Source organism: Galactobacter sp., assembly GCF_022712295.1.
GTDB lineage: Bacteria > Actinomycetota > Actinomycetes > Actinomycetales > Micrococcaceae > Galactobacter.
Genome location: NZ_JALAGT010000073.1, coordinates 22,698 through 47,020, shown reverse-complemented (window position 1 = coordinate 47,020; position 24,323 = coordinate 22,698). Strand labels below are relative to the sequence as shown.

At 66.1% G+C, this 24,323-nt stretch carries 26 protein-coding genes; 18 read left to right on the top strand and 8 right to left on the bottom strand.

The genetic code is table 11. The features are described from left to right. The 14 genes from Q0A15_RS05820 to Q0A15_RS05755 form a co-directional block, all read left to right on the top strand. Positions 1–973: hypothetical protein (locus Q0A15_RS05820; RefSeq protein ID WP_291278587.1), on the top strand; the 973-nt coding region annotated here is incomplete at its 5' end. Positions 974–1,196: 223 nt separating this feature from the next. Next, positions 1,197–1,613, top strand: coding sequence for a 30S ribosomal protein S16 (rpsP, locus tag Q0A15_RS05815; protein WP_291278586.1), 417 nt, complete (start codon positions 1,197–1,199; stop codon positions 1,611–1,613). 1 nt (position 1,614) lies between these two features. After that, on the top strand, positions 1,615–1,857 hold the full coding sequence (locus tag Q0A15_RS05810; RefSeq protein ID WP_291278585.1) for an RNA-binding protein: 243 nt from the start codon (positions 1,615–1,617) through the stop codon (positions 1,855–1,857). A 131-nt stretch (positions 1,858–1,988) separates the two neighbouring features. Beyond that, positions 1,989–2,510, top strand: coding sequence for a ribosome maturation factor RimM (gene rimM, locus Q0A15_RS05805; protein ID WP_291278584.1), 522 nt, complete (start codon positions 1,989–1,991; stop codon positions 2,508–2,510). Between the two features lies 1 nt (position 2,511). Then, a complete protein-coding gene (gene trmD / locus Q0A15_RS05800; protein WP_291278583.1) occupies positions 2,512–3,288 on the top strand; it encodes a tRNA (guanosine(37)-N1)-methyltransferase TrmD in 777 nt (258 codons plus the stop codon). 203 nt (positions 3,289–3,491) lie between these two features. Further along, positions 3,492–3,866 carry a 50S ribosomal protein L19 gene (gene rplS / locus Q0A15_RS05795; protein ID WP_291278582.1) on the top strand — a complete coding sequence of 125 codons (375 nt, stop codon included), beginning with the start codon at positions 3,492–3,494 and terminating at the stop codon, positions 3,864–3,866. Between the two features lie 246 nt (positions 3,867–4,112). After that, positions 4,113–4,916, top strand: a complete 804-nt coding sequence (lepB, locus tag Q0A15_RS05790) for a signal peptidase I (RefSeq protein ID WP_291278581.1) — start codon at positions 4,113–4,115, stop codon at positions 4,914–4,916. Continuing rightward, complete coding sequence (locus tag Q0A15_RS05785) at positions 4,913–5,671, top strand: ribonuclease HII (protein ID WP_291278580.1); 759 nt, start codon at positions 4,913–4,915, stop codon at positions 5,669–5,671. The genes lepB and Q0A15_RS05785 overlap by 4 nt, the downstream gene beginning before the upstream one ends. 40 nt (positions 5,672–5,711) lie before the next feature. Continuing rightward, positions 5,712–6,023, top strand: coding sequence for a DUF2469 domain-containing protein (locus tag Q0A15_RS05780; RefSeq protein WP_291278579.1), 312 nt, complete (start codon positions 5,712–5,714; stop codon positions 6,021–6,023). 165 nt (positions 6,024–6,188) lie between these two features. Continuing rightward, complete coding sequence (locus Q0A15_RS05775) at positions 6,189–6,599, top strand: YraN family protein (RefSeq protein ID WP_291278578.1); 411 nt, start codon at positions 6,189–6,191, stop codon at positions 6,597–6,599. Beyond that, on the top strand, positions 6,596–8,242 hold the full coding sequence (locus tag Q0A15_RS05770; protein WP_291278577.1) for a YifB family Mg chelatase-like AAA ATPase: 1,647 nt from the start codon (positions 6,596–6,598) through the stop codon (positions 8,240–8,242). The genes Q0A15_RS05775 and Q0A15_RS05770 overlap by 4 nt, the downstream gene beginning before the upstream one ends. 71 nt (positions 8,243–8,313) lie before the next feature. Further along, positions 8,314–9,474: a DNA-processing protein DprA gene (locus Q0A15_RS05765; RefSeq protein ID WP_291278576.1), complete on the top strand. Its 1,161-nt coding sequence runs from the start codon at positions 8,314–8,316 to the stop codon at positions 9,472–9,474. Between the two features lie 13 nt (positions 9,475–9,487). Next, positions 9,488–10,411 (top strand): tyrosine recombinase XerC, encoded by a 924-nt coding sequence (locus Q0A15_RS05760; RefSeq protein WP_291278575.1) that lies wholly within the window; start codon positions 9,488–9,490, stop codon positions 10,409–10,411. A 166-nt stretch (positions 10,412–10,577) separates the two neighbouring features. Continuing rightward, positions 10,578–11,081, top strand: coding sequence for a DUF3145 domain-containing protein (locus tag Q0A15_RS05755; protein ID WP_291278574.1), 504 nt, complete (start codon positions 10,578–10,580; stop codon positions 11,079–11,081). A gap of 121 nt (positions 11,082–11,202) precedes the next feature. On the opposite strand, the gene fabF is transcribed toward Q0A15_RS05755, so the two are convergent. The 5 genes from fabF to aceE all read right to left on the bottom strand — a co-directional run bounded on the left by fabF (position 11,203) and on the right by aceE (position 18,019). After that, a complete protein-coding gene (gene fabF / locus Q0A15_RS05750) occupies positions 11,203–12,438 on the bottom strand; it encodes a beta-ketoacyl-ACP synthase II (RefSeq protein ID WP_291278573.1) in 1,236 nt (411 codons plus the stop codon). A gap of 94 nt (positions 12,439–12,532) precedes the next feature. After that, positions 12,533–12,778 carry an acyl carrier protein gene (locus tag Q0A15_RS05745; RefSeq protein WP_291278572.1) on the bottom strand — a complete coding sequence of 82 codons (246 nt, stop codon included), beginning with the start codon at positions 12,776–12,778 and terminating at the stop codon, positions 12,533–12,535. Positions 12,779–12,893: 115 nt separating this feature from the next. Further along, positions 12,894–13,811 (bottom strand): ACP S-malonyltransferase, encoded by a 918-nt coding sequence (locus Q0A15_RS05740; protein ID WP_291278571.1) that lies wholly within the window; start codon positions 13,809–13,811, stop codon positions 12,894–12,896. A 130-nt stretch (positions 13,812–13,941) separates the two neighbouring features. Then, positions 13,942–15,144 (bottom strand): CdaR family transcriptional regulator, encoded by a 1,203-nt coding sequence (locus Q0A15_RS05735; protein ID WP_291278570.1) that lies wholly within the window; start codon positions 15,142–15,144, stop codon positions 13,942–13,944. A 127-nt stretch (positions 15,145–15,271) separates the two neighbouring features. Continuing rightward, entirely contained in the window at positions 15,272–18,019 is a 2,748-nt protein-coding gene (gene aceE / locus Q0A15_RS05730) for a pyruvate dehydrogenase (acetyl-transferring), homodimeric type (protein WP_291278569.1), read from the bottom strand. 285 nt (positions 18,020–18,304) lie between these two features. Here aceE and Q0A15_RS05725 point away from each other — a divergent pair, with 285 nt between their 5' ends. From Q0A15_RS05725 to Q0A15_RS05715, 3 genes are all read left to right on the top strand, one after another. Beyond that, positions 18,305–18,742 carry a DUF3052 domain-containing protein gene (locus Q0A15_RS05725; RefSeq protein WP_291278568.1) on the top strand — a complete coding sequence of 146 codons (438 nt, stop codon included), beginning with the start codon at positions 18,305–18,307 and terminating at the stop codon, positions 18,740–18,742. Positions 18,743–18,750: 8 nt separating this feature from the next. Continuing rightward, positions 18,751–19,209 (top strand): redoxin domain-containing protein, encoded by a 459-nt coding sequence (locus tag Q0A15_RS05720; protein WP_291278567.1) that lies wholly within the window; start codon positions 18,751–18,753, stop codon positions 19,207–19,209. Between the two features lie 63 nt (positions 19,210–19,272). Continuing rightward, positions 19,273–20,409, top strand: coding sequence for a class I SAM-dependent methyltransferase (locus Q0A15_RS05715; RefSeq protein WP_291278566.1), 1,137 nt, complete (start codon positions 19,273–19,275; stop codon positions 20,407–20,409). On the opposite strand, the gene Q0A15_RS05710 is transcribed toward Q0A15_RS05715, so the two are convergent. From Q0A15_RS05710 to Q0A15_RS05700, 3 genes are all read right to left on the bottom strand, one after another. Continuing rightward, entirely contained in the window at positions 20,372–21,685 is a 1,314-nt protein-coding gene (locus Q0A15_RS05710) for an acyltransferase (protein ID WP_291278565.1), read from the bottom strand. The genes Q0A15_RS05715 and Q0A15_RS05710 overlap by 38 nt on opposite strands. Then, entirely contained in the window at positions 21,678–22,322 is a 645-nt protein-coding gene (locus Q0A15_RS05705) for a zinc ribbon domain-containing protein (RefSeq protein ID WP_291278564.1), read from the bottom strand. Before Q0A15_RS05705 ends, Q0A15_RS05710 begins: the two co-directional genes overlap by 8 nt. Positions 22,323–22,463: 141 nt before the next feature. After that, on the bottom strand, positions 22,464–23,582 hold the full coding sequence (locus Q0A15_RS05700) for an acyltransferase (protein ID WP_291278563.1): 1,119 nt from the start codon (positions 23,580–23,582) through the stop codon (positions 22,464–22,466). A 162-nt stretch (positions 23,583–23,744) separates the two neighbouring features. Here Q0A15_RS05700 and Q0A15_RS05695 point away from each other — a divergent pair, with 162 nt between their 5' ends. Next, on the top strand, positions 23,745–24,302 hold the full coding sequence (locus tag Q0A15_RS05695) for a hypothetical protein (RefSeq protein WP_291278562.1): 558 nt from the start codon (positions 23,745–23,747) through the stop codon (positions 24,300–24,302). The last annotated feature ends 21 nt before the right edge of the window (positions 24,303–24,323 follow it).

Sequence of the window (24,323 nt, the reverse complement as noted above, 5' to 3'; positions counted from 1 at the left end):
CGCTCGCATCGTCAATGACGCCGCTACCCGCGGGTTCGACCCTGAGGACGGGGTCCTCGCTGCGGAGCAGGACGGGTTGTTGCCGGGCCAGGTCGAGGAAAAGGACCCTGAGCTTCCCCCGCATCACGCCATGGCTGAGATCCTGGATGCGCTCGGGATGCAGCCTTCCGTGCTCGGATTGCTCCGGGGAGACGCTCCGAACGGGACCACGGTCAGCGTGGTCGGCTCACCCGCACCGTCCGCTGCTTCGCACGTGGGCAGCGACGTCGAGGAGCCGGCAGATCCCCAGCTCGAGCCGGTGTCCGATGAGGTCGAGCCGGCCCCTGCCGAAGAACCAACCGGTGAAGCCACCGAGATAGTCTCGGGCGGCACTGCCACAGACGAAACCGCCGCCGACGATGACGCCGACGCAACGGCCGAAGACGACGGGGCCGGCGACGAGGCGACGGCCGAAGCGAAGCCAGCCGCGAGCACGTCGGACACGGAAGCCGAACACGTCCATGCTCCCGCAGCAGCCGAACCGACAGAAGGCGGCTTCGACTCACTCCTGCATCGCGACGGTCACCGACCGGCTGCCGCGGCCTTCGACGACCTGCTGAGGGCCAAGGAACCGACGGCAGCCGCTGCCGATGTGGAACAGCAACCGGACGTGGAACAGCAACCGGCGGCGCATATGGCACCGGAGCCGGTCCGCGAGCCCGAGCCCTACGATCCTGACGCGACGCCGGAACCCACGCCCGCCGTCGGGACGCCCGCCTCGGCCGCCGGGGACGACTCTGCGAAGGCACGGCGACGCACGTGGCCCATGCTCCTCATGATCGTCGGTCTGGTGTTCATCGTCGCAGCTGTGGTCCTGGTCTTCCTTGCACCGTCCTTCGGGGCAGCGGTCGGCAGCGGCTACATCGTGGCAGGGTGCCTCGGCGTGGTCGGACTAGGGGCCGGCATCCTCGGAGCGGTCAACCTCCGGAGATGACCCTGCCGCACCCGTCGATGTGACGAGCGACGCGCCACGCGGTGCGTATCCACGGTGCGCGGAAGCGGGTACCTCTGGCATAATGGGACGGTACTCGGTTCGTTTCAAGGACCCTCTGATCCCTTGATGCGTGTGCCGAACAAATAGGAGGCTCCGCCCTGCCCCGTTCCCCACGGGTGCGCTCGGTGGAACCCCGCCCCAATCAGAAAGAGAGACCACCCAAGTGGCCGTCAAGATTCGTCTCAAGCGCTTCGGCAAGATGCGCGCCCCGCACTACCGCATCGTGATCATGGACTCGCGCACCAAGCGCGATGGCCGTGCTATCGAGGAGATCGGTCTGTACCGTCCCACCGAGCACCCTTCCTACATCAAGGTTGACTCCGAGCGTGCACAGTACTGGCTCAGCGTTGGCGCTCAGCCCACCGAACAGGTTCTCGCGATCCTGAAGATCACCGGTGACTGGCAGAAGTTCAAGGGCATCGAGGGCCAGGAAGGCACCCTGAAGGTTGCCGAGCCCAAGCCAGAGTTCGTTGCTCCCACCAAGGGTTCCGTCATCCTCCCCGAGGCAGTGACCCCCAAGAAGTCGGAGGAGGCCGCAGAGGCCGAAGAGCCCGCCGCCGAGGCCGCCGAGGCCGTGTGACATGCTCGAGGACGCGCTGGACCACCTCGTACGGGGGATCGTTGATCACCCGGATGACGTCGACGTGCGCCGCAAGAGCGGTCGCCGGGGCGTCGTCCTCGAAGTGAGAGTGCATCCTGAGGACCTCGGACGGGTGATCGGACGTAGCGGTCGCACGGCGAATGCACTGCGCACCGTGGTCGGATCCCTCCCCGGAGGCCCCGACGTACGCGTCGACGTGGTCGATACCGACCGCAGGCGCTGACGCCTCCCACGTGGACGGCCCCACTTCTTCCACTTCTCGCCGATTGAGCGAGACGGATCGGGTGGGGCCGTCGCGCTGTCTTCACACTTTTCCAAGAACATCCTTGCAAGCATCACCTCAGGAGGAGCGACGTGCACTTGCATGTGGCACGCATCGGCAAACCCCACGGCATTCGTGGGGAGGTGACCGTTCAGGTCTTCACCGATGACCCGGAGGCCCGCTTTGCACCGGGCGAGGTGCTGAGCACCGAACCCGAGGCCAACGGCCCGTTGACCGTTGCCTCCGCGCGCTGGAACAAGCGCATCCTGGTGCTCGGTTTCGAGGAAGTGCCGGATCGCAACCGCGCCGAGGAACTGCGCGGCACCCAGCTGTTCTTCGACCCGTCGGACCTCGAAGAGGAAGAGGGCGACGACGAGGGCTGGTACGAACACGATCTGGTGGGCATGAAAGCGGTCGTGGACGGCACCCAGGTCGGTGAGGTGACCGAGCTGGTCACTGGAGCGGCGCAGGATCTCTTGGTGATCCGCCTGACTTCCGGGACGGAGGCGATGGTCCCCTTCGTGGAGCAGATCGTGCCGACCATCGACGAGGACGCCGGCACGGTGACCTTGACCCCTCCGCCGGGACTGCTCGATCTGGCGGGTGAGAACTGACATGCGCGTCGACGTCGTCACGATCTTCCCCGAGTACTTCTCCGTCCTGGAACTGTCCCTCCTGGGCAAGGCCCAGGACAAGGGACTGCTGGACTTCCACGTCCACGACCTCAGGGATTACACCCACGACCGTCACCGCACTGTGGACGACACCCCCTACGGCGGCGGAGCAGGCATGGTCATGCGTGCACAACCGTGGTCCGAAGCGCTGAGTGCCGTGCTCGAGGCGTCTCCGGTGCAGCGCCCGGTGCTGCTGGTGCCCTCGCCGGCAGGTTCCGTCTTCACACAGGCAACAGCGCAGGCCTGGAGCGGCGAGGAGCATCTGGTCTTCGCGTGCGGCCGCTACGAAGGAATCGACGAACGCGTGATGCTCTGGGCTTCGGAGCGTTTCGACGTGCGTCCCTTCTCATTGGGGGACTACGTCCTCAACGGAGGAGAGGTCGCGACTCTGGCGATCATCGAGGCCGTAGGCAGGCTGATCCCTGGAATGGTGGGCAACCCGGACTCGCTCGTTGAGGAATCCCACTCGGACGGACTGCTGGAGTACCCCATCTACACCAAGCCTTCCGAGTGGGAGGGCTACGAGGTGCCGCCCGTGCTGCTTTCCGGGGACCATGGCAAGGTGGACGCAACCCGTAGGCAATGGCAGTTGGAGCGCACCAGTGAGCGCCGCCCCGACCTGATCGAGGCGCTGTCGGTAGCGGCTCTCGACAAGAAGGACGTAGCGACTCTCGGCAGCCTCGGTTGGCAGTTGGATGGAGACCAGCCTCACCGTTGATGACTCTGCCCTCACCATCGCTGGTTGTGGCAGAATAGTGAGCTGTGCCCACCGGGTGCGCGCCCGCCGCAGGGGTCGCGTGTCACAACGGTCGGGTCCGAGACCACAATCGTGGCTCGGAACGTGGTATGGGACGGACAAGTTTCCGTTCCGACGTAAAAACGGTCCAAGGACCTGCGGCCTGAAGACCATATGGAGAGAACATGCATACGCTTGATTCTGTCGACGCAGCCAGCCTGCGCAACGACGTCCCGGACTTCCGTCCCGGCGACACCGTGAAGGTCCACGTCAACATCATCGAAGGCAAGAACTCCCGTGTTCAGGTCTTCCAGGGCTTCGTCATGGGCCGCCAGGGCCGTGGCGTCGGTGAGACCTTCACCGTCCGCAAGGTGTCCTTCGGTGTGGGTGTGGAGCGTACCTTCCCGGTGCACTCTCCCGTGATCGAGAAGATCGAGCTCGTCACCCGTGGTGACGTGCGCCGCGCCAAGCTGTACTACATGCGCGATCGTCACGGTAAGGCCGCCAAGATCCGCGAGAAGCGTGACTTCCAGGCTGAGGCCAAGAAGAAGAACGCCTGATCTCATGACGAGAACCGGACTCCGGTTCTTGCCAGCTTGCGACGCCGGTTCCCGTTCGAGGGACCGGCGTCGTTCGCGTTTCGGACTCGCACACGCGTCGGTGCGGTGACACACCCGTCGGTATGGATCGGTTGATCCATACCGACGCGTGTGCACCAGCACCGCAATCTGTGAATGGGGTCCAGGTTGAGCCGGTAAGGTGAAGTCGGGCTGGCGTTGGCCCAGCAGATGCAGACCAGGAGAAGAGTGAACACCGAGAACGTGGCTCCGGAACCGGAACCCTCCAAGAACCAGGGAGAAGCGGTCGGCGACCACCAGTCCAAGGGGGCACCCCGCAGCACGTTCGGTTCCTGGGTCAAGGAGATCGTCATCGTGGTCGTGGCCGCGCTGGTCATCTCCACCCTGGTGAAGACCTTCCTCTTCCGGGCCTACGTGATTCCTTCGGGGTCCATGGAGAACACCCTTCAGGTCAACGATCGCGTCTTCGTGAATCTGCTCGCCCCTGAGGTGATGAAGATCCACCGGGGAGACGTGGTGGTGTTCAAGGATGAACAAGGTTGGTTGGAGGATCAGCCCAAGACGGCGCCAGCGGGCCCGGTGGCAGACCTGCTGACCTTCGTCGGCCTGCGGGCTGACGACTCGACCCAGCACCTCGTGAAGAGGGTGATCGGCATGCCGGGAGACACGGTGGAGTGTTGCAGCGTGGACGGCAAGATCAAGGTCAACGGTGTGGCCATCGACGAGCCGTACCTGCACGACGGGTCAGCGCCCAGTGACGTGAAGTTCAAGGCCGTGGTCCCCAAGGGCAAGATCTGGGTGATGGGCGATCACCGGGATGACAGCGCCGACTCGAGGGCGCATCCCGACCAACAGGGTGGATTCGTGGACATGGACGCGGTGGAGGGACGCGGGTCCCTGATCGCATGGCCGATTGGCCGCTTCGGGAAGGTCGACAATTCTCCGGAGGTCTTCGACGACGTCAAGGACCGCAAGGCCAAGGTCTACGATCCCGACCAGCAGCGCTTCTCCAACGAGACGGACGACGAGTGAGCCCGCGTGGCACATCGAAGGCCACCACGCGCAGGGGACACGAACCCGACCTGAGCGTGGAGCGAGCCCTCGTGTCACCGGGCGCCCTGCTGGCCTGCGTGGACGAGGTGGGGCGCGGCTCGCTGGCCGGTCCGGTCAGCGTCGGCTTGGTCATCATCGACCCCCACGCGGGCGACGCACCGGTGGGTATCCGAGACAGCAAGGACCTCTCCGCCCACGCGCGGCAGGCACTGATCGCAGCCATCGAGGACTGGGTCGTGGCCGGCGCGGTGGGACACGCCAGCGCCGAGGAGATCGACGCCCACGGGATCGTGCCTGCCCTGCGCTTGGCGGGGCACCGGGCCTGGACCGCGGCGTTGGCGGCGTTGGCGGCCTCGGCCGCCGGCGACGCCAGCGCTGCTGCGGTGGAGAACGGAAGGCCGTCCGCGCCGTCGGCCATTCTGTTGGATGGCAGCCATGACTGGTTCACGCCTCAGCTGCTGGACGCACTGACCCACGCGCCCGACGACGATCTGGCGGAGGTCACCGCGCCCGTCACCACCCGGGTCAAGGCCGATCGGGACTGCGCAGGAGTCGGCGCCGCCTCGGTCCTGGCCAAGGTGGAGCGAGACGCCATCATGGATGCACTGGATCGGGACCATCCGGGTTTCGGGTGGGCACAGAACAAGGGCTACGGAACCGCGGCACACAAGGAAGCGATCCAGACCATGGGCGCGGGTGTTTACCATCGGCGTACGTGGCACCTGGGTGCCTGAGCGTAGGCTGATTCCGAGGATGGACAAGGAGGGAGACCCGATGGGTGCTGACGATCTCGAGAATTACGAGACGGAGATGGAGCTGAAGCTCTACCGCGAGTACAAGGACGTGGTGAACCTCTTCAGCTACGTCGTGGAGACGGAGCGGCGTTTCTACCTGGCCAACCAGGTGGACGTGCAGGCCAAGGTCTCCGACGGCGAGGTGTACTTCGATGTGCAGCTGCAGGATGCATGGGTGTGGGATGTCTATCGGCCGCAGCGGTTCGTGAAGTCCGCGCGCGTCATCACGTTCAAGGATGTGAACGTGGAGGAACTCACCAAATCGGACCTTCTCAAGGATCTTCCGGACTGATCCCGCTGGCCCCTGGGAGGGAATGGTGGAAGCGGTTTCCGGGAGGGACGGTGGCTGATTTTCGCCACTGACGGCGTGTCGTAGAGGACTTGTCCACACATGCCCCGAATCCGGCAACGGCGCTTGCCGTGGCCGGAGCAAGGTTGGCCGTGGAGGTGGTCCACGATGACGACAACGACCACGGGCAAGCCGGAACGCAGCAAGCCCGACCCGAAAGAACTCGGCAGACGAGGCGAAGCGTTCGCCGTCGGGTGGCTCAGCGCGCGCGGTTACACGGTGGTGGCTCGTAACTGGCGCTGTTCGCTGGGTGAAGTGGATGTGGTGGCCCACCACGAGGGTGACCTGGTGGCGGTGGAGGTCAAGACCCGCTCCGGCGTCGGATACGGTGCACCGGCAGAAGCCGTGACCGGGGAGAAGCTGGCGCGCCTGCATCGCCTCGCGCTGTCCTTCGCACGTGAGACCAGCCAGGGGGAACCACCCACCACGCGCCGCAGGGTGGACGTACTCAGCCTGATCTGGCCGCCGGGAGACCCGGTTCCGTGCAGCGTGGATCTGTACCGGGCGGTGACACCATGAGCCTGGGCTCCGCCGCCTGCGTGGCACTGGTGGGGATGAACGGGTACCGGGTGGACGTCCAGGCGGACCTCGGTGGCGGGCTGCCTGGCATGATTCTGCTCGGCCTACCGGACGCCTCGCTGCAGGAGGCCAAGGACCGCGTGCGCTCAGCCGCCCGCAATTGTGGGGTGGCGTTGAGTCCGCGGCGGCTGACGGTCAACCTCGTGCCTGCGGGTATTCCCAAGAAGGGGACCGGGTTCGACCTGGCGATTCTGGTCTCCAGCCTGCAGGCCGACGGCGTGATCCGAGTGCCGCAGGACGTGGTGTTCCTGGGTGAGCTGTCCCTGGACGGTCAACTGCGCCCGCTGCCGGGGATGCTGCCCTCGCTGCTGGCGGCCCGGCATGAGGGTTTCACTCGCTGCGTGGTCCCTGCAGCCAACGTCGCCGAGGCTCGTTTGGTGCCGGACCTGGAGGTTGCCGGATACCAGCACGTGGCAGACCTTCTGATTGACCTCGGCGTGGATCCCGCCACGGTGAAGCGGGCGGCCGATATGCCCGACGGCGTGTTGCCGGCGGAGCAGCCGGCGGCGCCCAGCGCCGCGCCCCCTGCTCGCGCCGCCTCGTCGGCTGCTCGCGCCGCAGCGCCCCATGCGGGAGCCGCTGTGTCGCCAGCGGGTGTCGCGGACGGCCGCGCCGTGGTTCCGGAGGGACCGGACCTGGCCGATGTCGTCGGGCAGCCATTGGGCAGACATGCATTGGAGGTGGCCGCGGCAGGCGGGCACCACCTGCTGCTGGTGGGGCCGCCCGGGGCGGGGAAGACCATGCTGGCGGAACGTTTGCCGGGCATTCTGCCGGATCTCACACCGGAAGAGAGCGTGGAGGCCACCTGCGTGTACTCGCTCGGCAGGCGGCCGGTCACAGGGCTGCTGACACGACCGCCGTTCGAGGCTCCGCACCATTCCTCCTCCACCGCGTCCCTCATCGGTGGGGGTGCGGGCATCCCGAGGCCCGGCGCGGCGTCCATGGCGCACACCGGAGTGTTGTTTCTCGACGAGGCGCCGGAGTTCGGTGCCAAGACGCTGGACTCGCTGAGGGAACCGCTTGAATCCGGGGTGTTGACGCTGCAGCGGGCGGCAGGGAGTGCACGCTATCCGGCGCGTTTCCAACTTCTCATGGCGGCGAATCCCTGCCCGTGCGGGAAACCCGGGAGGGCCTGCGAATGCGCTCCGATGGCCCGCCGACGATACTGGGCACGGCTGTCCGGACCGCTACTGGACCGGATGGACCTCTTGGTGCAGGTTCCCGCGGCACGGACCGCGGAGATCGTCCGCGGAACACGAGGAGAGGACTCGGCGACCGTGCGTCAGCGGGTGATGCTGGCCCGGCGGCGGCAGCGTGACCGGTGGGGGAGCGGCCAGGGACCACACGTCACCAATGCGACGGTGCCCTCGGGCCTGCTGCGTTCGGATCGATTCCGGCTCAAAGGCGATGCAGCACAGACTCTGCACCGGGCAGCCGAGGTGCACGCCCTCACCGGCCGTGGGGTGGACAGGGTCACCCGGATCGCCTGGACCCTGGCGGATCTTGATGGGGATGCTGTACCTGAGACTCGGCATGTTCAGTCAGCGGTCATGTTGCGGGCCCGAGCGCAGGTGACGTCATGACGGTCTCTGGGGAACTGATCGCTCGAGCGGGGCTGAGTCGGTGTGGTGAACCGGGCGATGCGGTGTTGTCGATGGCAGTTCAGGCGTTGGGAGCCGCGAGGGTCTGGGAACTGGTGAAGGGCGCGGCCGTGGCGGCGCAGGATCGGGAGGATTGCGCTGCTCATATCGCGGCGGAAGGAAGGCCGTCTCGGCGTGGAGGACGACTGGAGGATGGCCTGGCCCGGTGGAGGTCCAGGGCCATGCAGTCCGCGCCGGAAGAGGATCTGCACCAGGCAGCACGGATGGGTGGCGGTTACGTGATTCCTGGCGATGAAGCGTGGCCGGTTGCGCTGGATGACTTGGGTCCTGCGCGTCCGCTCGGTCTGTGGTGGAGGGGGCCGGGATTCGAATCACTGGCGCGTCTGGGCGCAGGGCCATGGTCCGAGGCGCGGCTGCTGGCCGTGATCGGTACACGGGACCCGAGCGCCTACGGAATCCACGTGACGGAGCAGCTGGTGACCGGGCTGCGTGAACGCGACGTCTGCATTCTGTCCGGGGGCGCGCTGGGGATCGACGTCGCGGCACACCGGACGGCCTTGGAGATCGGCGAGGGGCGGCCGGCAACCATGGCCGTGCTGGCGGGTGGAATCGACAGACTGTACCCGGCCGCGAACTCCGCCACACTCTCGGTGATAGGCCGTCGGCACCTGCTCTTGAGCGAGCATCCACCAGGAACGTCCACCGCCCGTTGGCGGTTCCTGGCGCGAAATCGCATCATCGCCGCGTTGGGGTGCGGGACGCTCGTGACGGAGGGGCGGTGGCGATCCGGGGCGCTGAACACGGCCAACTCGGCCGCGGAGTTGGGCCGGTGGGTCGGCGCCGTGCCAGGCCCCATCACGTCGGGCGAGAGCGAGCTTCCGCATCGCCTGATCCGTGAGGCCGGTGCGGACCTGGTGACCTGTGTTCAGGACGTCGTGGGGGACCTCGGGTGGGATGGTGCAGAATCAGGAGCCACTCCGACCGACGGCCAGGCACAGCTTCCGTTCCCGAACGATCCGGAGCATCCCACCGACGGGATGGACCCGGTGGAAGAGCGGCTGTGGGAAGCGCTACCCAGGCGAGGGGGACTCGGCTTGGACCAACTCGTCTCGGCAGCGGGGCTGTCCGTCTCGGAAGCGCTGGCGGGTCTGGAGAGATTGGCCGGCCGTGGCGCAGCGGCTGAAGTACCGGGAGGAGGGTGGAAGCGCGGTTAGGCTTGAGCCCATCATGACCGACTTCCCCGCTACCGTGGCGCAGCTGCTTGACCAGTACTCCAGGCACCTGAGCCTCGAGCGCGGCCGCAGCCAGAACACGGTGCGGGCCTATCTGGCCGACATCGGATCCCTGCTCGGTTCATTGGGCGCGGACCAGGACAGTCGTACCGGTGACGTACTCGGTGCCCTCGACCTCGCGGCACTGCGGTCATGGGTGGCTGCAGCCGGAGAGGCCGGCGCCTCCAACGCGACCGTGGCCCGTCATGTGGCCGCGGCGCGGAACTTCTGCGCCTGGGCCAGGCGGGAAGAGTGGTTGGACGTGGACCCTTCGGTCCGTCTCCGCGCTCCCAAGCGCGCCAAGACGCTGCCACCCGTGCTGCAGCGAGGACAGATGGATCGTCTCATGGAGCACCTGGGTCAGGAGGAGGGCCCGGAAGCCGACCGTGACCGCGCAGCCATCGAGCTGCTTTACGCCACCGGCATCCGCGTGGGAGAACTCGTGGGGCTGGACGTGGATGACGTGGATCAGGACCGCAGGACGGTGAAGGTGCTCGGCAAGGGCAACAAGGAACGCGTGGTGCCCTACGGTGTCCCTGCTGCGCACGCACTGGATAACTGGCTGCGGCGCGGCCGGCCGGCCCTGGCTGCGGAGCACAGCGGGCCTGCGCTCTTCCTGGGGCGCCGAGGTGGCAGATGGAATCAGCGGCAGGTCAGGGAGCGTGTGGACCGTGCCCTCTCCGGCTTGGGGGATACCTCGGCCAGCGGACCGCACTCCCTGCGCCATACCGCCGCGACTCACCTCTTGGACGGCGGCGCGGACCTGCGCAGCGTCCAAGAGTTACTGGGTCACTCCTCGCTCGCCACGACCCAGCTCTACACCCATGTTTCGGTGGAACGGCTGCGGGACGGATACCGTCAGGCCCATCCTCGCGCCTGATTCACGCCATGAAATTCGTGGCAGTGAAGGCACTGCGCGCGGCGGCGTTTGGCAGAAGACGGAGTTCGGGGCAAAATGGCCTAAGACAAGCGGAAACGAATATGTGACCTGTAGAAATCCGGGCCGGCCGTTGGGGAAGACGAACCGACCACATCTGGAGGAGCACATGTCGAGTCCGATGACGCGCGGGGCTTTGTACATCCACTCAGCCCCTTCTGCGATGTGCCCTCATCTCGAGTGGACCATCAACAGCGTTCTTGGTCGACAAATCGACCTGGATTGGACGCCACAACCCGCCGCCCCTGGTCTTCTGCGCGCCGATTTGGCGTGGACGGGGGAACAAGGAACAGGGGCCTTGCTGACGTCCACCATGCGCGGATGGATGCACCTGCGTTACGAGGTCACCGAAGAGGCCTCCCCGGGTTCCGATGCCTTGCGCTGGTCCCACACACCCAGCTTGGGCATCTTCCAGGGTGTCACCGACGTGCACGGGAACATCATGGTCTCCGAGGACCGTATTCGGTATGCCTACGAGAAGGGCCAGGGAAACCCGGCCGTTGTCTACCACGAACTCTCCATCGCCTTGGGCGAGGCTTGGGACGAGGAACTCGAGCCCTTCCGCGCCGCGGCTGAGGGTGCACCCGTGCGCTGGATGCACCACGTGGGCTGACCTGCTCCACCGCGTGGTGCCCTGATAGCAGGCGCCCTGATGACAGGCCGGAGACAGCGAGACGCCCCGTGAACCACCACGTGTGGTTCACGGGGCGTCGCCCGTCCGGGGAGTCCCGAGATCAGCGGTTGCGGAACGCCGCCACCGCGTTGTGTCCCCCGAAACCGAAGGAGTTGGACACGGCCACGCCGCTCTTCAGCGTGCGGGCGGACGTCACGACGTCCAGGTCCACCTGCGGGTCCTTGTTCTCCAGGTTGATGGTCAGGGGCGCCTGGTGATCGTGCAGGGCCAGGACGGTGAACACGGCCTCGACGGCACCGGCGCCACCGAGCAGGTGACCGGTCTGGGACTTGGTTGCTGACACGGCCACGGAATCCAGGTGGGAGCCGAAGGCCGCGCGCAGGGCCACGCCCTCGGGGATGTCGCCCACGGGGGTGGAGGTGGCATGGGCGTTGACGTGGACCACGTCGGCCGCCTCGAATCCACCGTCGGCCATGGCCGAACGCAGTGCGCGGGTGGCGCCGAGGCCCTCGGCGTCCGGCGCGGTGATGTGGTACGCGTCCGCGCTGATTCCTGTGCCTGCCAGCTCGGCGTAGATGCGGGCTCCACGGGCCAGAGCGTGCTCCTCCGACTCCAGGATCAGCGTGCCTGCACCCTCGCCCATGACGAAGCCGTCGCGGTCCAGGTCGTAGGGACGGGATGCGTGCTCCGGATCGTCGTTGCGACGCGAGAGCGCCTGCATCGACGCGAAGGAGGCGATGGTGATGGGGTGGATCGCTGCCTCACAGCCGCCGGCGATGACCACATCGGCCTGACCCGAGCGGATCATCTGCTGGGCAACGGCCAGTGACTCGGTGGAGGAGGCGCATGCCGAGACGGCGGTGCGCGCAGCTGCCCGCGCCTTGAACTCCAGGGAGAGTGCCCCAGCCGCGGCATTGGGCATGAGCATGGGAACCGTCATCGGCATGACCCGACGAGGGCCCTTCTCCCGCAGGGTGTCCCAGGCGTCCAGCAACGTGTTCACGCCGCCGATACCGGTGGCGTAGGAAACGCCGAGGCGATCGTGATCCAGCTCGGCCTCGTCCAGCCCGGCATCGGTGAAGGCCTCACGCGCGGAGATCAGGGCGAACTGGGTCGAGGGGTCGTTGCGCTTGAGCTCGGACTTCTTGAGAACGTCTGCGGCGGGAACGGCTGCGCGGGCGGCGATGGACACCGGCAGGGCCAGTTCCTCGACCCAGTCCTCGGTGAGGCTACGCACGCCAGAGGTGCCCTTCAATGCTGCCGCCCACGTGGTGGGGACATCTCCGCCGATGGGGGTTGTGGCGCCCAGTCCCGTGACGACGACGGTCTTGGCCATGGCTAGTGCTCCTTGGACTCGGTGCGGATGAAAGAGCGTCCCCGGGACCTTGGGTCACGGGGACGCGTTGCGGAACCGGTGGCTCCGCGGAGGATCAGGCCTGGGCCTTCTCGATGTAGGAGACGGCGTCGCCCACGGTCTTCAGGTTCTTGACCTCTTCGTCGGGGATCTTCACATCGAACTTGGACTCGGCCTCGACGACGATGGTCATCATGGAGATGGAGTCGATGTCCAGGTCCTCGGTGAAGGACTTCTCCAGCTGAACGTCCTCGACCGGCAGGTCGGTTTCCTCGTTGACGATCTCGGCGAGCCCGGCGAGGATCTCTTCGGTGGTAGCCATGAAAGGGTGTCTCCTTGTATTCGGTCGGGTTCCTGGGAACCCAGGGTGCGGGGTCTTCGATCCCTCAGATTACGTGGTCGTTGCCGATCCGTGGTGGAACGACACCGACCGAGTCTCAGGCGTGTTCGGCGACGAACGCGCGAGCATCCTCCAACTGGTCGGGAGTCTTCAGGGCGAGCGTCTTGACGCCCTTCATACCCCGCTTGGCCAACCCTGTCAGGGTGCCGGCCGGGGCCAGTTCCAGGAGCCCGGTGGCGCCGGCCTCGAGCATAGTGGCCTCGCACAGATCCCAGCGCACGGGGCGGGTGACCTGAGCCACCAGGGAGGCGAGGAAGTCTTCGCCGGAACCGATCCGGGTTCCGTCGTGATTGGTGAGCAGAGCGGTCTGCGGGGCGCCGGGCTGCAGGGTCGATGCGAGTTCCTGCAGGGCGGGCACGGCCGAGGCCATGTACTCGGTGTGGAATGCGCCGGCGACCTTCAGCGGGATCACGCGGGTCTTGGCCGGTGGGTTCTCGGCGAAGGCGGCGAGCGCATCGAGCGTTCCTGCAGCCACGATCTGGCCTCCACCGTTCTCGTTGGCGGGGGTGAGCCCTGCGTCGATGATGGCGGCACGCACGGTGTCGGGATCGCCGCCCAGGACGGCGGACATGCCGGTGGGGATCTCGGCGGCGGCGGCCGCCATCCCCTTGGCGCGGGTGGAGACGAAGCTCAGAGCATCGGCAGGGGAGAGGGCCATGGTCAACGCCGCGGCGGTGATCTCGCCGACCGAGTGGCCGGCCACGACGGAGTTCTCCGGAACGGTGCGGCCGAAGAGTGCGCGAGCGGTCAGGATGCCTGCGGCCACGATGAGCGGCTGGGCCACGGCGGTGTCCTTGATGGTCTCCTCGTCGGCCGTGGTGCCGAGTTCGGTGAGATCCAGTCCGACGGCTGCGGAGAGCGTCGTCAGCAGTTCGGCCGATTCGGGATCCTCCAACCAAGGCTGAAGGAAACCAGGAGTCTGTGAGCCCTGTCCGGGGCAGACGATGGCAAGCACGTGAGCGACCTTCTCCAAGCGTGTGTATGTGATGTTTCCTGGGGTATGCCCCGCGATGCGCGGGATACACCGCCAACGAGTCTACAACGTTCGCGTGCTGCGGCGGGTCCGGGGCATGCCGTCGGGCATTTCAGTGCCCGACGGGTGGGTCCGGGGACCCGCCGGCCCCGTCACCTTGGCGACGGGGCAGCCGACCGGCGATGAGCGCGAAACGGAGGGTGAGCGCCTCCCTGGGGACCAGCGGGTCCAGCCCGGTGACCTCGTGGATGCGCTTGAGCCGGTACCGGACCGTGTTGGCGTGTACGCGTAGGTCCCGGGCCGTGGCCTCCAAGGCGTGTGCATGGCCCAGGTAGGACTCCAAAGTGTCCACCAGGTTGGAGCCACCGGCCGTGAGCGGCGCGTAGTAGCGGTGTTCCAACGTGCGCAGTGAGTCCGGGTCCTGGTTGAGCGCACGCTCTGGCAAGAGGGCATCCGCCGCTACGGGCCGCGGCGCATCGGGCCAGGCCGGTGCTGCCGACAACCCGGATACCGCCGCATGAGCAGAGGTGGGTAGCGACTCGAAGGTACCCACCACCGGCCCGTGGACCACCGGGCCGCTGCCGAAGAATTCGGAGACGCCTCCGAAACCGGCAAAGGTGTCGGATGCGCTCTCGGTGAGGCCACCCAACAAGAGGATGAGGCGGTCTCCTTGGATGCCAACCACGCAGTCACGGGCCAGGCGCACGGCGGCGCGGCGCAGGTCCCGCACCAGCGCCGCGGTCACCGACCGGGGAGCGTAGCCGGCCACGACACAGAAGTGGCTGCGGGAACGCCATCCCACCGCGGAGAGGCGTGAGCGGATGGCGTCGGCATCCTCGGCGCGCAGGAGGGCGTCGATGGCTTGCGCCTCGAGCCGGGAGTCCCACGCACCACGACGCTCGGCGGCGCGGGCGTAGACGTCGGCGGCCGCGAAGGCGACCTCACGCGAATAGACCAGCACGGCCTCCCGGAGCGGCACCTGTTCACGTGGCGCGGCGAGTTCAGGGACGCGGTCCTCCACGACCCCCACCACGATCCGGATGAGCTGCAGGGCCCGTTGCAGCGAGATGACCCGTGAAAGATCTGTCGGGGCCGGACCGAACACGTCGTCCAGCACCCAGGTGGGTTCGCTCGGCGTCTCGAACCACGTCACGAACTGCGCTATGCCACGCTCCGCGACGGTGTCGAGCTGGATTCGCTGCTCCGCTTCCAGACTCCGGTACCAGGGGAGATCCGTCGCCAGCTTCTGCAGGGCGATGTCGGAGAGTCTTCCCTGCTCCGATTTGAGTTTGGCCGCGGTGGAGGTGGTTGACACACGAGAAGTCTAAGGGGGGTCAGGAACGGCAACGGCCCCGGTCCCTCCGATGTCGGAGGGACCGGGGCCGTAGGCCGGACCTCAGAGGCTCAGCTGAGCTACGTCAGCGTCTCAGGTGGTCAGCGTCTCAGGCGTCGCCGCCTGCGGTGCCGGTGGTGCCGGCGTTGACGTTGAGCAGGTCGTACTTCTTGAAGGCCTGAGCCGGCACGTCTGCGTCCACCTCACCGCGCTTGGCGAGCATCTGAAGTGCGCGCACCACCACGGAAGCGGAGTCGATGTGGAAGAAGCGACGAGCCGCCTGGCGGGTGTCGGCGAAACCGAAGTCGTCTGCGCCCAGGGTCGCGAACTCGTTGGGCACGAACTGACGGATCTGATCGGGCACCTGCGTGGCGAAGTCGGTGACGGCGACCACGGGGCCCGTGGCGCCGGCCAGCTTCTCGGCGACGTAGGGCTTGCGGGCCGGCTGCTCCGGGTGCAGGAATGCGTCCTTCTCTGCAGCGAGGCCGTCACGGCGCAGCTCCGTCCACGATGTGACGGACCAGAGGTCAGCGGCAACGCCCCAGTCCTCTGCGAGGACCTTCTGGGCCTCCTGGATCCACGGCACGGCGACGCCGGAAGCCAGCAACTGGACGCGGGGACCGTTGTCCAGGTCGGAAGGCTTGATGGCGTGGATGCCACGGATGATGCCCTCGACATCCACGTCCTCCGGCTCGGCCGGCTGGTGAATGGGCTCGTTGTACACCGTGAGGTAGTACATGACGTTGGGATCGGAGTGCTTGCCGCCGTACATGCGCTCAAGGCCGGAACGGACGATGTGCCCGATCTCGTACCCGTAGGCCGGGTCGTAGGAGACGATGGCCGGGTTGGTGGCGGCCAGCAGCGGGGAGTGTCCGTCTGCGTGCTGGGTGCCCTCACCGGTCAGGGTGGTGCGGCCTGCCGTTGCGCCGATGATGAAGCCGCGCGCCATCTGGTCGCCCGCTGCCCAGAATGCATCGCCGGTGCGCTGGAAACCGAACATCGAGTAGAAGATGTAGATCGGGATCAGCGGCTCACCGTGCGTGGCGTAGCTGGTGCCGGTGGCCGTGAACGCGGCAGCGGAACCGGCCTCGTTGATGCCGGTGTGCAGGATCTGCCCGGTGGGGGCCTCCTTGTAGGCCAGCACCAGTTCACGGTCCACGGAGATGTAGTTCTGTCCGTTGGGGTTGTAGATCTTCGCGGTCGGGAACATGGAGTCCATACCGAACGTACGGGCCTCGTCGGGGATGATCGGCACGATGCGCTTGCCGAACTCCTTGTCGCGCATGATGTCCTTGAGCAGCCGGACGAAGGCCATGGTGGTGGCGGCCATCTGCTTGCCACTTCCACGCTTGGTGCCGGAGTAGGACTTGTCTCCGGGGAGGTCGAGGGCCTTGGACTCGTTGCGACGCTCGGGCAGGAATCCGCCCAACGCGTGACGACGGGTCATCAGGTACTGGATCTCGGGAGCATCCATGCCGGGGTGGTAGTACGGCGGGTGGTACGGATCCGCCTCGAGCTGCTCGTCCGTGATCGGGATGCGAAGGTGATCTCGGAAGGCCTTGAGGTCATCCAGGGTCAACTTCTTCATCTGGTGGGTCGCGTTGCGGCCCTCGAAGTGGGTGCCGAGGCCGTAGCCCTTCACCGTCTGCGCCAGGATCACGGTGGGCTGGCCCTTGTGTTCAACGGCTGCCTTGTAGGCGGCGTAGACCTTGTTGTAGTCGTGGCCGCCGCGCTTGAGGTTCCAGATCTCCTGGTCGGTCATGTCCGCGACCAGGTCCTTGGTGATGGGGTGCTTGCCGAAGAAGTGCTCACGCACGAAGGCACCGGACTCGGCCTTGTAGGTCTGGTAGTCACCGTCCGGGGTGGCGTTCATGACGTCCACGAGCGTGCCGGTGTTGTCCTTCTGGAGCAGGGAGTCCCACTCGCGGCCCCAAACGACCTTGATGACGTTCCAGCCGGCGCCGCGGAAGAAGGCCTCGAGTTCCTGCATGATCTTGCCGTTGCCGCGCACGGGGCCGTCCAGCCGCTGCAGGTTGCAGTTGATCACGAAGTTGAGGTTGTCCAGCTTCTCGTTGGCGGCCAACTGCAGGAAGCCGCGCGACTCCGGCTCATCCATCTCGCCGTCGCCGAGGAAGGCCCAGACGTTCTGGTCCGAGGTGTCCTTGATGCCACGGTTGTGCAGGTAGCGGTTCAGCTGCGCCTGGTAGATGGCGTTGGCCGGGCCGAGTCCCATGGACACGGTGGGGAACTGCCAGAAGTCCGGCTTCATCCGCGGGTGCGGGTAGGAAGGGAGTCCGTGGGGCGCCTTGGACTTCTCCTGGCGGAAGCCGTCCATTTCATCCTCGGACAGGCGGCCTTCCATGAAGGCACGGGCGTACATGCCGGGGGAGGCGTGGCCCTGGAAGAAGACCTGGTCGCCGCCTCCGGGGTGATCCTGCCCACGGAAGAAGTGGTTGAAGCCCACCTCGTAGAGGGTCGCTGCACCAGCGTAGGTGGAGATGTGGCCGCCGACTCCCACATCGGGCGACTGTGCGCGGTGCACCATGATCGCGGCGTTCCAACGCATCCACTTGCGGTAGGTGCGCTCCATCTCCTCGTTACCGGGGAATGCGGGCTCCTGGTCCACAGGGATGGTGTTGACGTAGTCGGTGGTGGTCACCATGGGGACCTGCACGGACTTCGCACCTGCGCGCTGCAGCAGGGAGCGCATGATGTATTGAGCGCGTTCGGTGCCCTCCGATTCGATCAGTCCGTCAAAGGACTCGATCCATTCGGCGGTCTCCTCGGGGTCGGCATCGGGCAAGTGATTGGTCAAACCACTGAGGATGTCGGTGATGTGCGGCTCAGATTGGGTCACGAGCGTTACTCCGTTCGGGGAATGCTTCGACTGACCTTGGGCGACCATGTACACACCGGTTGGTAGACACGTGGCCGCTTGCGCGGTCATGGATTCACTTCTCAGAATAGACCTTCGCAGGGGCCTCATGCCGCATCGGAGTGGTCGCGACGACCGGTTTATTGCAGTCATATGACCTATGTATCCCGGCGTGTCGTGGTTGCTCATGTTGAGCCTGAGCCGGTTTCGGTGTTGGCTTAGGACTACAAAGGCGGGTTTTCCCCCGTCGATCGCAAGGAGATGAGGATGACCACCGTGAGCGATGCCAAGGCACCGCAACCAGAGCCGCAGCACGGAGCAGCCCAGCGTATGGGGCTGAAGCCAGGCGATTTGGTACAGGAACTGGGCTACGACGACGATGTGGACTTCGATCTGCGTGATGACATCGAGCAGCTGACCGGTGAGGGGCTGCTTGATGAGGACGAGCACGATGTGTGCGAGGCCGTCATCTTGTGGTGGCGCGACGACGACGGAGACCTCGTTGACGCCCTCGTGGACTCGCTGACGGATCTTTCCGACGACGGCGTGGTCTGGTTGCTGACGCCGAAGCTGGGCCAGGACGGCCACGTGTCCGCCGTGGAGATTCAGGAGGCGGCACCCACCGCAGGCCTGCACTCCACCTCGACGGAGGGCGTGTCCTCCGACTGGCAGGCGGCGCGGCTGGTGCCGCGACGAAACCACTGATCACCGTTGTGCCGGGCCCCGGAGTGGGGGAGATTGCCCCGGATTTCGAGCTGGTCAACCAGCACGGGGAGTCGGTGCGTCGCGCCGACCTTGCCGGTGGACCGGCGCTGTTGGTGTTCTTCCCGCTGGTTCTGACACCGGTCTGCGAGCAGGAACTGGGGGACCTGGCCGAGCGGCAGGCCACCTGGGATGCGCAGGGGACCCGCGTCGTCGGGCTTTCGGTGGATCACCGTTACTCTTTGCGTGAGGCGGCAGACCGCCTCGGCGTGGAGTTCGATCTGCTCTCCGATTTTTGGCCGCACGGCGAGGTGGCCCGCGCCTACGGCGCCTTCGATGAGACGCGTGGCCATGCCACGCGCACAACTTTTGTGCTCGACGGCGGTGGCCGGGTCCGCTCCATCGTCGCCTCTGATCGACTCACCCCGCGTGATGTGGGGGAGTACGAGCGGGCTCTCGCCTCGATGTAGACATGAGCTCACGGCTTGCTGTGAGGCCCCACCCGCGTCAGCTGCACGATCCGAGGAGCATTCATGGAGACCCTGGTCTGGACCGAGAACGGGATGACTCGGCACGCTCGGTGGCATTCCGAGACCGGGGTGCCGACTCCGCAGCGCGTGGAGGTCGTGGATGACGCGTTGAAGGCCGACGTGGCCTACAAGCTGGCCCGGAAGGGCGTTGCGCTGCTGTGGCGCGGCGATTACCACAACGCGAGGCAGCTCTTGAGGGCCCTGGGCAAGCGGGCCGACAGGGAGGCGAATCGTCGCGGACGTGACGAGCGAGGTTCCGCTGCGGAGAGGTTCCTTGCCCACCGGAGACAGCGGGCCAGGCGGGCCAAGATCTTGGGGTCGCTGATCGTGGTGCTGGACGACGGGGCTCATTTGCGGCTGCGGAGGGCGCCTGACGTCGCCTCTGCCTGTCACCAGGCCTACGGGGTCCTCGCGGAGGACATGTGCGTGAGCCTGAACGAGCTCTCGGGTGTCCTGAGCGCAGCACAGTGGCAGGAGAAGGGTGTCGAGATCCAGGCACTCGGCGCCAGGATCCACCCCGGCTACGGAGTGTTCTCGCCGGTCAGGGGCGAGTACGTGGACCTGGTGGACCAAGCTCCCATACCCACTGGGGCGCGCACCGCGTTCGATCTCGGAACCGGCACAGGGGTGCTGGCCGTGATCCTGGCCCGCCGCGGTCTGGCCGCCGTCACGGCGACCGACATCAATCCGCGCGCGGTGACCTGCGCTCGCGACAACGTCGAACGATTCGGTTACACGGATCGGATCAGGGTGGAGGAGGCGGACCTGTTCCCGTCCGGGGGACAGGCCGACCTCATCGTCTGCAACCCGCCGTGGCTTCCCTCGACGCCGACTTCCGACCTGGAGAAGGGGGTCTACGACCCCGATTCCGACATGTTGAAGCGGTACCTGGCTGGGTTGGGATCGCGGCTGGCCCCTGGAGGCGAGGGCTGGCTCATCATTTCCAACCTCGCCGAGGAACTGGGGCTGCGGGGGCGGGACGAGCTGCCGATGAGGATCTCCGAAGCGGGGTTGCGGGTGCTGGGGCACCTGGACACCACGCCGCGCCATCCGCGCGCCCAGGACGAGTCGGACCCGTTGCATGTGGCGCGCAGTCGTGAGGTCACAACGCTGTGGAGACTGGCCCTCGACCCCGACTGATGACGAGCGCCAGCCACGTGGCGGCGACCGCGAAACAGGCCAACCAGAGGTCCAGTCCGTAGAGGGAGATCGCCACCGAGGGCAGCACGAAGAGCACCACCGCCGTACTGACCCGCACGGGGCCGGCGGGATGGGTCCGCGCGGGGCGAGGCAGTTCGAGCCGCGACGCGCCGAGTGAGATGGCCCAGACGATGCCGAGCACTCCGACCAGCATGAGGGGCCGGGTCCACCACCAGATGGCGCCGCCGGGGGTCGGTGCGCCCCACGGACCGAAGACGATGAGGGCCGTCAGCGCACAGATCGCGGAGACGTGCCAGAGGTAGATGGTCATCAGACGTGGCCCGAAGAACATCACCATGCCCTGGGCCGGCCTCGTCCTCATCACTGCTTGGAGCGTCGGCCGCAGCAGGGTGTATGCCGCGGCCTGGATGACGGCAAGGATGGCCAGCGGTGTGGTCGGAGGCCACTGGTTGGTGAGCATGAACCAGGAGTATGAACCGAAGTACGTCAGGGCCAAGAGGGCTGCGACGCCACCGATCGCGACGCCGACCTGCCGCAGCCGGCTCAGCCGTTCGAAGGCTCCGTCGTGCAGCAGGAAACCGATCTGCTGGCAGAACAGCCACACCAGGACCATGTTGGGCAAGCCGAAGAACTGTTCCCCGAACCCGTAACCGGACTTGTCGATCCGGGGAAGATCAAGCCAGCGGATGCCTACAACGAGCCGGATGATGTCGACCGCGAGTGCGGCCACGATCAGTGTGGCTGCACTCCCGTACGGTGAACGTTCGTGCCAGCGGATCATGATCGGGGCAAGCGCCTGCACCGTCATGTACGCGCCAAGGAACCACAGCACGGAGCCCACCGGGGTGGCCACCGCGTCCAAGAGCTTCGGGGGCACTCCGAGTGCGGTCGCGGTGAGCAGCCCAACGCTCAGGAAGAGATACAAAGGTAGGGCGGGGCGTGCCAGCCGGTCCAGGCGTTTGCGGATGAATCCGGATGACGTCTCACCCCGGGCCTGGGACGACCGGTATCCGATTCGAGCAGTGAACCCGCCGATCACGAAGAACAGCGGCATGATCTCCGCGGCCCACGACGCCGGTGTGGCCCACCGGGCGTTCTCGACGCCTGACGTGATCAGGAGGCTGCCGTCGGGATTACGGCCTACACCAACCAGGACCAGGTGGACAAAGACCACGAGCAGTACACAGCCAACGCGAACCAGGTCGATGGAGAGGTCACGGTCCGCGTTCGGCCGCGGCCGGTCGGGGTCAGACACTGGTGGGTGTCCCACATTCCGAGCAGAATCTTGCTCCGGCGGGGTTCTGTGCGGAGCACGAGACGCAGACGGTGGTGGCGGCCAGGGAGGTACCGCATTCTGGGCAGAATTTTCCGCCGTCCACCTGAGCGTCGCACGACGGGCACCGAGACGGTGTCGTCGTTGCCAGGGCATAGCCGGACGTCAGGTCCACGCTCTGCAGTTTGTCGCGGAACTGGGCCTCTCGGGCCATGGCCTGCTGCTGAGCCAGTTGCTCGCTGCCGATCGGGGAGCAATTGGCGCACTGTCCCACCTCTTGGTTCCAGCACACGTCCTCACAGACCCATTGCCCACAGCCTCGGCATTGCTTGAACTCAGGCGAGATCTGTCGAACGGCGGCATCCAGCGCCCTGTCCTTCTCCTTCGAGTTGCTGCTGCGGTTGAGGAGGTTCTCGGCCGCATTGGCGAAGTCCCAGGCCTTGGTCCCGCTGAGTACGCTGCCGATGCCACGGGCGAAGCGTTGCCGCTTGGCCCGACTGTCCGGTTGGAACGTGGATCTGTATCCGTTCCCGCAGCGTTCGCAGCGGAACTCGAACTGGAACCCCTCGTCGTTGGACAGGTCGGAGAAGTTGTCTGTGAACGGGATGGATCGATCCATTGAGGGCTCCATGATGCTGTGGGGCGCGATCCGAACGTCGCGCTCCTGTGGATCGTCATATTAGCGGCTGGTCGACGATGCGCAGCGTGAATCACCCGAGTGATACGACGGGAGAAGGACGGCCCGGACATGCCGTCCGGCTCACGTCGAGGACTTGCCTGGTGCCGCCACCCTCGTCGACAGCCTTCGCCCCAACCGTTGCAGTGGGTCCTCGAAGATCTTCTTGCTCACCGACGCCACCGCGATCACCAGCGCCGTGGTCAACACGAACAGCAGCACACTGTAGCGGCCGGGGACAAACTCCCTGATGACATTGGCGCAGAGCATGTGCATCAAATACATCCCATAGCTGATGGTGCCGACGTAGGCCAGCGGTCTCCAACGCAGAACGGGGTGGAGCAGGGTGTCTTCAGTGATGCACACGCTCGCGACGGCCGCGACCATCAGCACCTGGGTGAGCTGCTCCGGGGTGGGCCAGATCAGGGAGAGAACGATCGCAGCGAAGCAGGCGAGGGGAAACCATCGAGCCGAGAGCAGCGGCGACATCCGCTCGAACACGGCGGGCGCGTCCAGCAGTAGAGCCGCTGCTGAGCCGAGCAAGATCGGCAGGGCCAGGCTCGCCGCGATGGTGACGATCAACGCTCCGCTGGGCAGGTGCATGGCTATCTGGCTCACGAGGATGAGCATTGCGAGCGCGATGAGCGGGCCACTGAGCGTGTTGCCACCCTTGCGCAGACCGAGGAACATCAACAGCACGAGTAGTGGTGGCCAGAAGAGGTAGTACTGCTCCTCGGTGGCGAGCGACCATGCGAAGTAGAAGGTGACGGAAGGTCCGGCGGAGAGGTCAACGAACCAGTTGGAGGTGTAGGTCAAGAAGGCCGGCAGATGGCTCAGGAACTGGTCCGAGGCCGGAGTTCCCCGCTGTGTCAGGACGGTGAGTGCCACGTAGGCGGCCAGCACAACGTAGTAGATCGGCATGATCCGGAACACTCTGCGGATGTAGAAGCCCTTCAGGGAGATTCGGCCTTTGCGGCGCCTTTCGCGGAGCAGGAGTGTGGTGATCAGGAACCCGCTGATGGCGAAGAACATGTCGACGCCGAATCCGCCCTTGGTGAAGAACTCGGGGCCGGGATTGCCAGAAGTGTGCTGCCAGATCACTGCGATGACGCTCAAGGCGCGCAACGCGTCCAGGGCTCCGAAATTCTTGGTGCGCTGGAAGTCCTGGTAGGTGGCGACCTTCTGGCGCCGATCGGTACTCACGTGGATTCGTCCCGTCTCGTCAAGCTACCGTGGGTGAGGCGAAACGCGGGCCGGTGAATTGTCCAACGCATCGGTCGATAAACTTCATGTCGGCTCATCTTTCACCACCGGTTCGGCCCTGACAAGCAAGAACTTCAACGACATCCCACTCAGGAGTGCTGCGTGTACAGCAAACAGTGGGCCGTGAGGGCCGCCTTGGCCGGGGTCGGGGCTTGTCTTGTGTCCACGACGCTCGCGGTACCAGCCATCGCAGAGCCGTCCGCGGAAAGCGCCATGACCGCTGCGCGCACCGCCGCGAAGACCGTCATCGCGCTGGTGAGGGGAGACAACATCGAAACACCGAAACACGTGGACGGTGATCGGGTCCGCGATGATGGTGGTGTCCCGGCGCAGTTGTTGAACCACTATTACGGTAGAAGCGGTCGCGACGTCGTGATCGATTGGTCATTCTTTGCCGAGGACCAAGGGTTCATGGAGTTTGCCCGCAGCCTGCCGGTGGACCGGACGGAACATGCCTATTCCGCGGTGATCGACAAGAACGGGGCGGATATGGTGCTGGCTCTGAACAACTTCGCGGTGACCCGTACGTCGCAGAACTGCTATGTGGTCAGGGACTATTACGACTTCGATGCGAACTCGCGTTTCGCGGCCTTGAAGCAGGACGCGCTGGATGGCAAGGCCAAGGAATTCACCATCCGCGCATCGGGGTGTGAACTCTAGGCCGTTCTGCCGAGGTCAGCT

Bases quoted from the DNA above. Each gene is read 5' to 3' on its own strand.
- Q0A15_RS05810 (WP_291278585.1), top strand. From the start codon at position 1,615: ATGCTCGAGGACGCGCTGGACCACCTCGTACGGGGGATCGTTGATCAC.
- trmD (WP_291278583.1), top strand. From the start codon at position 2,512: ATGCGCGTCGACGTCGTCACGATCTTCCCCGAGTACTTCTCCGTCCTG.
- rplS (WP_291278582.1), top strand. From the start codon at position 3,492: ATGCATACGCTTGATTCTGTCGACGCAGCCAGCCTGCGCAACGACGTC.
- Q0A15_RS05780 (WP_291278579.1), top strand. From the start codon at position 5,712: ATGGGTGCTGACGATCTCGAGAATTACGAGACGGAGATGGAGCTGAAG.
- Q0A15_RS05775 (WP_291278578.1), top strand. From the start codon at position 6,189: ATGACGACAACGACCACGGGCAAGCCGGAACGCAGCAAGCCCGACCCG.
- Q0A15_RS05770 (WP_291278577.1), top strand. From the start codon at position 6,596: ATGAGCCTGGGCTCCGCCGCCTGCGTGGCACTGGTGGGGATGAACGGG.
- Q0A15_RS05765 (WP_291278576.1), top strand. From the start codon at position 8,314: ATGGCAGTTCAGGCGTTGGGAGCCGCGAGGGTCTGGGAACTGGTGAAG.
- Q0A15_RS05760 (WP_291278575.1), top strand. From the start codon at position 9,488: ATGACCGACTTCCCCGCTACCGTGGCGCAGCTGCTTGACCAGTACTCC.
- Q0A15_RS05755 (WP_291278574.1), top strand. From the start codon at position 10,578: ATGTCGAGTCCGATGACGCGCGGGGCTTTGTACATCCACTCAGCCCCT.
- fabF (WP_291278573.1), bottom strand. From the start codon at position 12,438: ATGGCCAAGACCGTCGTCGTCACGGGACTGGGCGCCACAACCCCCATC.
- Q0A15_RS05745 (WP_291278572.1), bottom strand. From the start codon at position 12,778: ATGGCTACCACCGAAGAGATCCTCGCCGGGCTCGCCGAGATCGTCAAC.
- Q0A15_RS05725 (WP_291278568.1), top strand. From the start codon at position 18,305: ATGACCACCGTGAGCGATGCCAAGGCACCGCAACCAGAGCCGCAGCAC.
- Q0A15_RS05715 (WP_291278566.1), top strand. From the start codon at position 19,273: ATGGAGACCCTGGTCTGGACCGAGAACGGGATGACTCGGCACGCTCGG.
- Q0A15_RS05705 (WP_291278564.1), bottom strand. From the start codon at position 22,322: ATGGATCGATCCATCCCGTTCACAGACAACTTCTCCGACCTGTCCAAC.